Here is a 12,540-nt window from a genome sequence, read left to right on the forward strand (position 1 = left end):
AAGGGAGTGACTGGATGGAGCGAAGCGGAAGGTCTCCGGAGGAGAGCAGCCGACGCTCGGAGGCAGGATGACATAAAGAAAGAGGATGACCTCTAAGTCCTTCTGGACTTTTTAGTCAGCCTCCATTTATTTACCCCGCTGCGGTCGCAGCTGCCCGTAGATATTTACTGCTGAGCCTCGTAACCGAGAGCCACGACGCAGAGTATTCCATATTCAGGACGGACGCCGAGCAGTTCCCTCACGTAGTCCTCCGCCATGCCCTGAGGATGGCCCTTCCTGACCTCTGGATCCGGATCGTCTGCGTATTTGCTGCGGACACGTCCATTTACGTGCACCCAGCAGCTACCGAGTCCGTGCTCGACGGCAGAAAGCTGGAGGAAGGTCGTGCTGATGGCACAGTTCACTTCCCAGAGATCGGTCTTCTCCTTGTTTCCGAGCACCACCACCGCTGCGGCGGCGTTCTTCATGAAAGCGGAACCTGACTCCCTCATCTCCGAAAGGGCGACGATGGTGTCGTGATCCTCTACCACGATGAATTCCGAACTCTTCGAGTTCTTGCTTGACGGAGCGGTAGTCGCCTCCTCGATGATCATGTCGATGACTTCACGAGGGACTTCCCTCTCCTCAAAGCGTCTTACGCTGTGCCTTGCGGCGATCAATTCCTGATATTCCATAGTCTTATTTTAGATAATTCCCTGCTCGAGCATTGCCTGGGCAACCTTCATGAAGCCGGCGATGTTCGCACCCTTGACGTAATCGATAGAACCGTCTGGCTGGGTACCGAACTTCACGCACTGCTCGTGGATGCTCTGCATGATCTGATGGAGCTTAGCATCAACCTCGTCCGCAGTCCAGCTGATGTGAGCTGCATTCTGGGTCATCTCGAGACCTGAAGTAGCCACGCCACCTGCATTCACCGCCTTACCTGGCGCGAAGAGGATGCCATTGTTCTGGAAGAAGTGGATAGCTCCTGGCTGGCAACCCATGTTGGAAACCTCGCAGCAGCACCAGCAGCCGTTTGCCTTGAGCTCCTTTGCGTCATCCTCGGAAAGCTCGTTCTGGAAAGCGCAAGGGAGTGCGATGTCCACTGGAATGCTCCAGGACTTCTTGCCTGCGATGAAGGTAGCCTGCTCCGGGAACCTGGTCGCCATATCCTCGACCTTGTCGCGGTTTGAAGCGCGCATGACGAGCATATAGTCGATCATCTCAGGAGTGATACCGCCAGGGATGTGGCAAACGCCGTCAGGACCTGAGATCGCAACGACCTTGGCACCGAGCTGGGTAGCCTTGATGCTGGCACCCCACGCAACGTTTCCGAAGCCTGATACCGCGATGGTCTTGCCGGCAATTGACTTGCCTGCTGTACGAAGCACATGGTCGACGAAATAGAGAGCGCCGAAGCCAGTAGCCTCAGGACGGAGGATTGAACCGCCCCATGTACCACCCTTACCGGTGAGAACGCCTGTGTTATACTCGCGTGCGAGCTTCTTGTACATACCGTACATATAGCCGATCTCACGTCCGCCTACGCCAACGTCGCCGGCAGGGACATCCTGATCCGGGCCGATGCACTGCCAGAGCTCTGCCATGAACGCCTGGCAGAAACGCATGATCTCAGCGTTTGACTTGCCCTTAGGATCGAAGTCTGAACCACCCTTCGCTCCACCCATTGGGAGAGTGGTAAGTGCATTCTTGAAAGTCTGCTCGAAGCCGAGGAACTTGAGCATAGAAGGGGTCACTGCCTTGTGGAAGCGGAGACCTCCCTTGTATGGGCCGATAGCAGAATTGAACTGGATACGATAACCGGTGTTGGTCTGCACCTCACCTCTGTCGTCTACCCATGTAACTCGGAAAGAGAAGATCCTGTCTGGCTCTACCATGCGCTCGACGATCTTCGCCTTCTCGAACTCAGGATGCATGTTGTATACATCCTCGATTGAATCCAAAACCTCCTGTACTGCCTGGAGATACTCATGCTCTCCAGGATACTTGGCCTGGAGCTTAGCCATGATTTCCGATGTTTTCATTGAAAAAAACAGTTATTAGTATTAGTGTTCTAACCGGGGAGGTTTGTCAAGTTCGTCTGTTCTTACTGAATGGAATCAACCCTAAGGAACTTGAATGCACGGAGAATCAGCCTTGGGAGAGACTTGTGCTCGTTCTTGTCCTTGAGATTGATGTAGATGCCGAGTTTCTTGAGTACTGGAATCTTGAAGGTCTCCACGAACTCGATGAGAGTTCCGTCAGGATCCTCGACATATGTAAAGTGTCCGTCAGCCTCACCCATCTGGAAATCCTCGCCGCCGTCGCAGACGAAGTCATGGCCGAGAGCATTGGCTCTTTCGCGGATACCCTTCATGTTCTTCACGTCGAAGCAAAGCTGGATGAATCCAGGGTCACCCCACCAGCGGCCTTCGAAAAGCTTGACAGGAGTCCTGTCAAGGCACTGAAGGAGTTCGATATGGCCGGTACCGTAGATAGGTGCGAGCGGTCCCTCGTTAGGCTCAGACCTCTCAAGAAGCACCCTGCGGAACTTTCCGTCGCCGCATGGAAGTGACTTAAGATCCTCGAACTCGCCGGTCTGATCATACACGACCTTGTCGAAACCGACAAGCTTCGCATAGAATTCAATGGACTTGTCCATGTCGGTCACGCCGATGATCTCGCCATCAACGCCTCCTGTAGGATAGCCATAGTCATTGAACACGTACGAATCCTCGATCACGTCAAAGCAGTTGCCATAAGGATCCTGCATGAAGAAATGCTTCTTGCCTGAAGGTGCGCAGACGATTGAGCTGACAAGCTTCGCACCCTCCACCTTGGAGAGATGAGCATAAGCCTTCTCTACGTTGAGGCACTTGATCCTACCGGCAAACATTCCGAGGTCGCCTGGACGAGCCGGTTCTGTAGGCCAATGGAGGTTGTTGTCCATAGGCTGCCAGATCTCGAATCCGCCGCCACCCTGAAGATTGACCGCAAGGACAGCCCTGCGTCTGCGAGGCTTACCGCCGGTGTAAGGAAGCATGCGCTCCGCAACACCGTCCGCGTCAACGACCTTGATGTCGCATCCGAATGCCTTGATATACCAGTTGTAGGCTTCTACCACGTTAGGGATGCCTATTCCTATCTGCTGTATTCCGCAAATTACTGTATCCATAGATTGATTTAAGTAGCTGATACCTTGCCAGCGAGCTTGAAGAAGAGCGCCGGGCAATACTTCTTGATATAGACCATCAGGAGTTCAACTCCCCCGATGAGCTGTCTGTGCTTGCACCTCGAGATGGCGCGGACCGCAATCTTGGCGCACTTGTCGACATCCATTCCGTTTGCCTGACCGGCATCCATCTGGGAATAGGTGGAACCATCCCCGAGGACAGCGCTCTTGCTGATCTCAGTGTTGATCCTGCCCGGAATGAGGAAAGTGACCTTTATGTTCGGATTCTCAAGCTCAAGTGCCTCGAAGAATCCGAAGAGAGCCGCCTTTGCGGCACAGTATGCCGAACGAAGAGGGAAACCGAACAGTCCTGAGATCGAGGAGGTAACGGCGATGTTGACCAGCTTGTCCGAGCGAAGCGTGTACGAGAGCTTCTTCGTAAGATAGACAGGGCCGAAATAGTCGGTCTCCATTATCTTCCTGTCCACGGAAATGTCCGTATCCAGGGTAAGCGCCCTCTGGGAGATGCCCGCGTTCAGGACGAGACAGTCGAAGATGATTCCACGGTCCTTAACGGTCTCCACGAACGCATCAATGGATGCCTCGGACGAGAAATCCACGACGAAGGCCTCAGCCTGCGGCGCACCTGCATCCTTGCAGCGCCTGCATACGTCCTCGAGCTTGGAAAGGTTGCGCGCAGCAAGGAACAGGCGTGCTCCCTGTGCAGCAAACCTGCACGCGATCGCAGCGCCTATTCCCGAGCTCGCACCTGTCACCAGGATATTCTTTCCCTGATAATCTATCATTATTCTACAGTCCAGGTACTACCGCTATGGAGAAGTTCGTCCACGCTGTGTATCTTGGATTTAACTGTAACGTCCTTGACCTGGTCACGAACACCGTCATCGTAGGTCATGGCCTTCACGTCACGGATGACGCCGAGAGCAACAGGAAGATCCGGACCCTTCATGTCAGCAAGCATCATGTGGATACCTACGGCCTCTGAGTGAGCGTCATGTACGAGGATATCGTCCTCGGTGATTCCGTCCTGTCCGATGGTCACTGCCCTGAGGCCCATGCCGTCGAGTACGAGACCCTTGTCACGGTTCTTACCGAAGATCATCTTCTCGCCGTGGCGGAGGACGATGGTACGGTCAGCACGTACCGCAGGATCTGAGATGGCCTTGTGGGTACCATCATTGAAGATCACGCAGTTGGTGAGCATCTCCATCACTGAAGTACCGTCATGGAGAGCGGCCTGGGTCATGATTTCCTCATTGAGCTTGAGCTCGACGTCGAGACTCCTTGCGAAGAAGGTACCCTTTGCACCGAGCACGAGGCTACCAGGGGTGAATGGCTGCTCCACGGTTCCGTAAGGAGAGGTCTTCGTGATTGCTCCAAGCTTTGAAGTCGGAGAATACTGACCCTTGGTAAGACCGTAGATCTGGTTGTTGAAGAGGATGATGTTGATATCGATGTTCCTTCTGATCGCGTGGATGAAGTGGTTACCACCGATAGCGAGAGCATCACCGTCACCGCAGGCCTGCCATACGGTAAGGTTTGGATTGGCTACCTTCACACCTGTAGATATCGCTGTTGCACGACCGTGGATGCTATGGAAGCCATAGGTGTTCATGTAATATGGGAGACGTGAAGAACATCCGATACCGGATACTACCACGTACCTCTCCAAGTCATAGTTGAGAGCCTGGCTCACGCGTGGGAGCGCTCTCTGGAGAGCTGCAAGGACGGCGTGGTCACCACAACCTGGGCACCAGCGAACTTCCTGATCGCTCTTGAAGTCTTTGAAAGTAAGGTTTGCCATCTCTTTACAGATTCTTGCTGATTGATTCTACGATTTCCTGAACAAGGAAAGGCTGACCCTGTACCTTGTTGCACTGAACAAAGTTCATCTCAGGATAGATGTTGCGGAGGTAAGCAGCGAACTGACCGCTGTTGAGCTCGCAGACGAGGATCTTGTCGAAGCTCTTGAACACCTCTGTAGTGTTCTTTGGAAGAGGCTTGATGAAGTCGAAGTGTGCGAAGCTGATCTCCATTCCGGCATTGCGTGCCTCGGTGACAGCAGAAAGGATGTGGCCGTAAGTACCACCCCAGCCCACTACGAGGAGCTTGCCGCTCTTCTCGCCGTCAACCTCGAGCTCTGGGATGCAGTTTGCGATGCGGAGAACCTTCTCCTCACGCTCAGCGACCATGAGTTCATGATTAGCAGGATCTGATGAAATGACACCGTTATGGTTCTTCTCGAGACCACCTACACGATGCTCGAAACCCTTCTGGCCAGGAACGGCCCACTTGCGCACGAGGGTCTCAGGGTCTCTCTCGAATGGCTTGAACTTACCATCCTCTGGGAGGCTCTTTGCGTATGGAGGATTGATCTCAGGATAGTCTGACATCGATGGGATGAGCCATGGCTCTGAACCATTGCCGAGGAAGCCCTCTGAAAGGAGCATGACAGGGGTCATATGCTCGAGAGCGATCTTTGCTGCATGGAAGGCAGCGTCGAAGCAATGTGCAGGAGAGTGCGCTGCCACGATAGGCATAGGGCACTCACCGTTACGTCCATAGAGAGCCTGGTTGAGGTCGGTCTGCTCAGTCTTGGTAGGGATACCGGTTGATGGGCCGGCACGCTGAACGTCAACGACAACGAGAGGAAGCTCGGTGATCACTGCAAGACCGAGAGCCTCTGACTTGAGTGAGAGACCTGGGCCTGAAGTCGTGGTCACTGCGAGGTTACCTGCGTAAGCTGCGCCGATTGCAGTACATACACCTGCGATCTCATCCTCAGCCTGGAGTGTCTTAGCTCCGAGCTCCTTGTGGATTGCGAGCTCCTCAAGGATGGCTGTTGCTGGGGTGATAGGGTATGAACCGCAGAAAAGAGGAAGATGTGACTTCTCGGAAGCGGCGAGGAGGCCCCATGCGGTAGCCTGGTTACCGGTAATGTTCCTGTAGGTACCCTTCTTCTTCGGAGATGGCTCGATGGTATAGGTATTTGGAATAGCCTGGATGTTTGCCGCATAGTTGAAGCCGTCGGTGAGGACCTTCTTGTTAGGAGCGATCACCTCTGGATGCTTCTTTGCGAACTTGCGCTCGAGGTACTGGAAGATGTACTCCATAGGACGGCTGTAGATATAGCAAGCCATACCGAGGGTGAACATATTCTTGCACTTGAGCATCGCCTTCTGGTCGAGTCCGCTGTCCTTGAGGCTCTCAAGAGTGAGAGTGGTGATAGGAGCAACGATGATTGCCCTGTCCTCTACCTTGAGTTCTTCGAATGGATTAGCGGTCTTGAAACCAGCCTTTTCCATACCAGCCTCGTCGAAAGCATCGTCGTCAACGAGTATCATAGCGGTCGGCTTGCACCATTTTGCATTTGCCTTGAGGGCAGCAGGATTCATGGCAACGAGGAGGTCACAGAAGTCACCTGGAGTCGTTACCTTGTCGCTACCGATGTGCACCTGGAAACCAGATACACCGGATACTGTGCCGTGAGGAGCCCTGATCTCGGCAGGATAGTCCGGGAAAGTTGACAGACCATTGCCATAGATGGCGGACATATCTGCAAAAAGAGACCCGGTGAGCTGCATACCGTCACCTGAGTCTCCTGCAAACCTGATCACAACATCTTTAGTGTCAATTACTTTGTGTTGCATTGGGTTATATTGTTTAATAGTGGTTTAGCTTTAGTCCTAGCTCTTGGGGATTCTTACTGTGCCTGCTGAGCCTGAGCCTTTGCCATGAGTTCAGCCTGAAGTGACTCGAGGGTCCTGTCGGCTGGAATGTTGAGCGCCTTCCTTGCCATTGGAGTAAGGTCGATGCTCTGGCTGTCGTTGATGTAGAGAGCTGACTGAACGTCGATCACGTAGATGACTCCCTGCTCCTTAGCGATCTTTGTGATGGTCTCCTGAGCCTTCTCGTAGATAGGAGCCATGAGATTCTGCTGAAGCTGCTGGAGTTCCATCTGAGCTGACTGCTCGAACTCAGCGATTCTCTGCTGCATATCCTGGAGTTCCTTCTCCTTGCTCTGGAGGATTGAAGGGGTCCAGGTTGATCTCTTCTGCTCGTACTGCTGGTACTTCGCCTGGAACTCCTCGATCATTGCCTGATAAGTTTCCTGAGTCTCGGCTGCAGCCTCGTCTGACTGGGTCCTTGCTACGTCCATGTCTGGCATGAGCTGAACGAGCTCAGTGAAATTTACGTGCGCAAACTTAAGATTCTGTGCTGATGCCGATGCGCATGCGAGCGCCATCGCTACAAACAAAATTACTTTTTTCATCTTATACAATTTTTAATTCATTAGCATTTAAACAAAGTCCGTTCCAAACTGCTAGAACTGCTGTCCGATCACGAAGTGGAACTGGCTTCCGCCGTTCTTCTTGTCGTCGAAACCGTATCCCCAGTCAACACCGAGCAAGCCGATCATAGGGAGGAATACCCTGACGCCGACACCGGCTGACCTCTTGATCTGGAATGGGTTGAAGTTCTTGATGTCTTTCCAGCAGTTACCTCCCTCGAGGAAGAGGAGGGCAAAGATGGTCGACTGCGGCTGGAGGATCACAGGGTAGCGGAGCTCGACGGTAAACTTATCGAAGAGGTGTCCTGCGTATGCCTGAGTTCCGTTCTCCGTATATTCCAACTCGGTGAGCGAGTAGTTCTCATAACCACGGAGCGAGATCACGTCAGCACCATAGGTATTGTAACCGGACATACCGTCACCACCGACGATGAAGCCCTCGAATGGTGAATATCCGTAGTTCTTGTTGTATCTTCCGAGGTATCCGAACTGTACGCCTGCCCTGAGGACGAGGTCGCCTACGAGCTTGGTGTAGACATCACCTTTGAACTGCCACTTGTGATACTCGATGAACTTGTATCTGTGTGCAGCATCCTGCTTGCTATAGTCGATCTTTCTCCAGTCATCGACAGGAGTAGGATAGTAGTTTCCGTTCTCGTCCACATTACCCCAGTCCTTCTTGCGGAGGAGAGAGTAAGGAGGTGTGAGTGCAACCGAGAAGCTGAAGTCAGAACCCTGACGAGGGTAGATCTGCTGGTCGGTAGAGTTTCTCTGGAGGCTCAAGGTATAGCTCAGGTTATGAGAGATACCTGTATTGAACATGAAGTAGTAGTTCCAGTTGTTGAGCTTGTAGGTCTGCCAGCTGAGCTGATTGAAGAGCACGAAATAGTTGTCCGGCCACTTGAGTCGCTTACCTATACCTGCAGAAAATCCATAGACCTCCATGTAATCCTGGTTGTTCTTGATACCGAGATAGAGGTAAGAGTTGGTCTGACGTGTATAATATGCAGACAGGTTCAGAGAGGTAGGCTTCTTACCGAAGAGCCAAGGCTCCACGAAGCTTGCAGAGAGACAGGTATAGTATGTACCGTTGGTCTGGAAACGGAATGCCAGGTTCTGAGCATCTCCGAGCGGTACCGGACGCCACGCTGTCTTATCGAAGAATCTTCGGGTCGAGAAGTTGTTGAAGCTTACGCCGACGGTCGCAACGAAAGTCCTCGCACCCCAACCACCGGAAAGCTCAAGCTGGCTCGACGGCTTCTCTGTCACGTTGTAGACGAGGTCCACTGTGTTGTTGAGCTGGTTAGGAATGATCGAGTAGCCCTTGTTCGGGTCAGAGATCGCCTCCGGGTCGAACTGACCCATGGATGCGATTTCTCGGATGGACCTCTCGAAGTCGGTCTGGCTGAAGAGATAGCCCGGACGGGTGAATACCTGACGGCGAACGACTCTCTCGTTCGTAAGGTCGTTACCGTTGATGACGATATTGTTCAATGTAGCAGGCTTACCCTCGACTACCCTCAGCTCGACATCCACGGAGTCGCCCTCGATATTGAGCTCGACAGGCTGGATGTTGAAGAAGAGATAACCGTTGTCGCGGTAGAGCTTGGACACGTCATACTCACTCTGCTTTCCGCCACCGAAGAGTCGCTTCTCCATGGTTACGACAACATAGATACCTCCCTTGTTGATCTTGAGGATCTCGTTGAGCATATCGCTGGTGTAGACGGAGTTACCAGTCCAGGTAATATCACGGAAGTAGTACTGCTTGCCCTCGTCGAAAGTGAAGTCGATCTCGAGCTTGCTAGGCTTAGCAGTCGGATCCTTAGGAGGGAGGAGATACATGGTATCCTTGACGATGCGTGCGTCACGATAACCAGCTTCGTTGAACTTGCTGATGAGGTTCTTCTTATCGTTAGGATATTCCTTCTCATCGAATTTCTTTGAGCTGAAGAAGCTGACCAGACGTCTGTCCTTGGTCTTCTTCATCGCCATCGCGAGCTTCACGTCCTTGACATGATCGTTACCTTCGAACTTGATGGTCCTGACCTTTATCTTCTCGCCACGGTCCACCGCGAAATTGACGCGGACTGCGCCGTTGATCATAGAGTCGACCTTCGTCTGCACGTCCACCTTGGTGTTCTGGAAACCTTTCTCCTTGTAGAATCGGGTGATGATGTCAGCTGTGGTCTTTGCCACATACTCCGAATACTCGCCTCCCCTACGGAGGTTGAGACGCTCGTTGAGGTCTTTCTGCTCACCGCTCTTGACACCGGTGAAGGTCCAGCGGGACATACGGGGACGCTCCTTGACGGTCACCACGAGATATGCAGAATCCCTGTCTGCAGAGAGGTGGTCTATCTTGAAGCCGACATCCTCGAAACGCCTCTGCGCCCAGAGTCTCTTGAGGATAGCCGAGATGTCCTCACCCGGAACGGTCACTTCCATTCCCTTCTGGAGGCCGGTGACCTGGATGATCTGCTCGGTGCTGAAATAATGATTTCCCTCGACGGTCACGCCGCCGACGATGTATTTCTTCGGGTTGTTATAATCGACCGTAACCCCCTGAGCAAAGGCCGTTGCCGATGCCGCCAGGAGGAACAGTGCCGTAAATACCCTTCTTATATTGATCACTTATCAGTCGGTTTAAGGTTGCAAATATAACAATTATTTGACTTTTCCATATCTGCGGTCACGCTTGGAGAACTCCTCGAGGGCCTGTCGGAAATCCGGCTTGCGGAAATCCGGCCACAGCACAGGGGTAAAGTAGAACTCCGTATATGCGCTCTGCCAGAGCAGATAGTTGCTGATTCGGCTCTCGCCAGAGGTGCGTATGATCAGGTCCGGGTCAGGAATTCCTGCCGTCACGAGATAATCGTCGAAATCCGCGATGGTCATGTCCTCGACCTGCTGCCTGCGCTCCGGATGCTCCGCAAGCTCCACCGCGAGTTTCTTTGCCGCCTGGAGGATATCCCATCTGCCGCTGTAGCTGAGGAAAATGATCATCGTCATCCTGTCGTTCGCTGCGGTCATCTGCTCACATCCCTCGATCGCTGCGAGGAGTGCAGGGTTGAGGCGCTTGCGGTTACCGAGCACGAGGAAGCGCACCTTGTTCTTCATGAGAGTCTCGAGCTCCCCTTCGATGCACTTTGCCATGAGACCCATGAGCGTGTTCACCTCAGCCTCCGGACGGTTCCAGTTCTCCTCTGAGAAAGCGTAGAGCGAAAGATACTTCACGCCAGCTTCGACTGCCGCCTCGGTGCAGGCACGGACGCTCTCGACTCCAGCCTTATGGCCGAATACTCGCTCCTGTCCCCTTTCCTTTGCCCAACGGCCATTGCCATCCATGATCATGGACACATGCACCGGTGCATTCATGTTTGCTTCGTTGTTACTGTTCATTTCCGTTTCTGATGTCTTCACCCCAGAAGAGCTTCGTGGTTAATGCCTTGATGAAATCCGAGTCTTTGAGGCAGACTCGGTTGAGCGAAAAGCGTGCCAATTTCACCCCTATTTCGCTATCAGCAGGGATTTCCTTGTTCCTGTTGTCCACACTCAGCACGACGCTCGCGTCCCTGGACTGGAAACGAATGCTTATCTCCGAGCTGTCGGGCACTATCATAGGCCTCACATTGAGGTTGTGCGGAGCGATAGGAGATATGATCAGGACCTTTGATTCCGGAAGGACTATGGGTCCTCCGACACTGAGTGAATATGCCGTCGAACCCGAGCTGGTGGCAATCAGGAGGCCATCTGCCCAGTAAGTAGGGAGAGCGACGCCGTTGATCGTCACGTCGACTCCGAGCATCGCGGCACCATTTCTGTGGAAGGAGATCTCATTGAGGGCACATGACCAGTCCATGTTGACGCCGGAAACCTGCAGAAGCGAGCGCTTCTCCGATCTCCATGAACCTGAAGCCAGCTGAGACGCGACCACCTCCGGAACGTTCTCCGAGAGGAAGCCAAGCCTGCCGAGGTTGACGCCGAGAACCGGTATGCCGCTGTCCCCCACTATCGCGGCGGAGGAGAGGAAGGTACCATCGCCGCCGACAGCCATGATGAGGTCGGTTTCCGAACTGAGACCGGACACCGGGTCATAGTCCACTACGACATGGCCGGCAGCACGAAGGGCGCCAATAAGCTCAGTAAGCCTCGGCTCCGAAGAAAGTGCAGGGTCCCTGGTATAGACTGTAATCCTCATAATGACTTCAAATAGCTTACAAAAATAATCATAATTGTTAGAATTTGGTGAATAATACCTACTTTTGTGCGTGATAAATAATAAGTGAACATGACACGTCTTAGCGTCAACATAAACAAGATTGCGACTGTCAGGAACGCCCGAGGCGGCAATATGCCTGACGTTACAAAGGCAGCCCTCGACTGCGAGAGGTTCGGAGCCGAAGGCATCACCGTACACCCCCGTCCAGACGAGAGGCACATCAGGTACTCCGACGCAAGGGAGATCTGCCCGCTCGTGAAGACCGAGTTCAATATCGAAGGCAACCCTATCCCGTCATTCATAGACCTCGTCCTCGAGGTGGTCCCAGCACAGGTGACCCTCGTTCCCGACGCCGAGGATGCGATAACCTCGAACGCTGGCTGGGACACCATCAACAACAAGGAATTCCTCACCGAGGTGACACGCAGGTTCCATGAAAAGGGAATACGAGTGTCCATATTCGTCGATCCAGACCCGAAGATGGTAGAAGGAGCAGCAGCATGTGGAGCCGACAGGGTCGAACTCTACACCGAGAGCTATGCAAGGAACTACCCTAAGGGGAAGGAAGAGGCAATCGCACCTTTCGTTGCGGCTGCGGAGGCTGCAAGACGCTGCGGTCTCGGCCTCAACGCCGGACACGATCTCAGCCTCGAGAATCTCGAATACTATGTCCGCACCATCCCGTGGACTGACGAAGTATCCATCGGACACGCAATCATCTGCGACGCTCTCTACATGGGTCTTGAAAAGACCATCCAGGAATATCTGAAGAAAATCAGGATTTTTTAATACCTTTGCATTTCCCGCGTGAAAATCACGGGCAAGCCGATTAACAAACAAAAAAACAACAAT

The 12,540-nt window shown here is 53.1% G+C and carries 11 protein-coding genes; 1 reads left to right on the forward strand and 10 read right to left on the reverse strand.

Annotated features, from left to right (window positions below; all coding sequences use genetic code 11):
- Window positions 1-164 precede the first annotated feature (164 nt).
- From AC06ND_RS08350 to AC06ND_RS08395, 10 genes are all read right to left on the reverse strand, one after another.
- Window positions 165-674: a nitroreductase family protein gene (locus AC06ND_RS08350; RefSeq protein WP_475678527.1), complete on the reverse strand. Its 510-nt coding sequence runs from the start codon at window positions 672-674 to the stop codon at window positions 165-167.
- Between the two features lie 9 nt (window positions 675-683).
- Window positions 684-2,027, reverse strand: a complete 1,344-nt coding sequence (gene gdhA / locus AC06ND_RS08355; protein ID WP_475678528.1) for an NADP-specific glutamate dehydrogenase — start codon at window positions 2,025-2,027, stop codon at window positions 684-686.
- 62 nt (window positions 2,028-2,089) lie between these two features.
- Window positions 2,090-3,157, reverse strand: a complete 1,068-nt coding sequence (locus AC06ND_RS08360; RefSeq protein WP_475678529.1) for a VOC family protein — start codon at window positions 3,155-3,157, stop codon at window positions 2,090-2,092.
- A gap of 8 nt (window positions 3,158-3,165) precedes the next feature.
- Window positions 3,166-3,960: an SDR family NAD(P)-dependent oxidoreductase gene (locus tag AC06ND_RS08365; RefSeq protein WP_475678530.1), complete on the reverse strand. Its 795-nt coding sequence runs from the start codon at window positions 3,958-3,960 to the stop codon at window positions 3,166-3,168.
- The gene (locus AC06ND_RS08370) at window positions 3,960-4,979 is read right to left on the reverse strand and encodes a 2-oxoacid:ferredoxin oxidoreductase subunit beta (protein WP_475678531.1); all 1,020 of its coding nucleotides are present in this window, start codon (window positions 4,977-4,979) and stop codon (window positions 3,960-3,962) included. The genes AC06ND_RS08365 and AC06ND_RS08370 overlap by 1 nt, the downstream gene beginning before the upstream one ends.
- 4 nt (window positions 4,980-4,983) lie before the next feature.
- Entirely contained in the window at window positions 4,984-6,825 is a 1,842-nt protein-coding gene (locus tag AC06ND_RS08375) for a 2-oxoacid:acceptor oxidoreductase subunit alpha (RefSeq protein WP_475678532.1), read from the reverse strand.
- Window positions 6,826-6,878: 53 nt separating this feature from the next.
- On the reverse strand, window positions 6,879-7,448 hold the full coding sequence (locus tag AC06ND_RS08380) for an OmpH/Skp family outer membrane protein (RefSeq protein WP_475678533.1): 570 nt from the start codon (window positions 7,446-7,448) through the stop codon (window positions 6,879-6,881).
- A gap of 51 nt (window positions 7,449-7,499) precedes the next feature.
- Complete coding sequence (locus AC06ND_RS08385; protein WP_475678534.1) at window positions 7,500-10,100, reverse strand: BamA/OMP85 family outer membrane protein; 2,601 nt, start codon at window positions 10,098-10,100, stop codon at window positions 7,500-7,502.
- A 33-nt stretch (window positions 10,101-10,133) separates the two neighbouring features.
- Window positions 10,134-10,868: a polyprenyl diphosphate synthase gene (gene uppS / locus AC06ND_RS08390; RefSeq protein WP_475678535.1), complete on the reverse strand. Its 735-nt coding sequence runs from the start codon at window positions 10,866-10,868 to the stop codon at window positions 10,134-10,136.
- The gene (locus tag AC06ND_RS08395; protein WP_475678536.1) at window positions 10,858-11,667 is read right to left on the reverse strand and encodes an NAD(+)/NADH kinase; all 810 of its coding nucleotides are present in this window, start codon (window positions 11,665-11,667) and stop codon (window positions 10,858-10,860) included. The genes uppS and AC06ND_RS08395 overlap by 11 nt, the downstream gene beginning before the upstream one ends.
- 90 nt (window positions 11,668-11,757) lie before the next feature.
- On the opposite strand from AC06ND_RS08395, the gene AC06ND_RS08400 reads away from it, so the two are divergent.
- Window positions 11,758-12,477: a pyridoxine 5'-phosphate synthase gene (locus AC06ND_RS08400; protein WP_475678537.1), complete on the forward strand. Its 720-nt coding sequence runs from the start codon at window positions 11,758-11,760 to the stop codon at window positions 12,475-12,477.
- The last annotated feature ends 63 nt before the right edge of the window (window positions 12,478-12,540 follow it).

This window comes from Candidatus Cryptobacteroides sp., assembly GCF_056207615.1.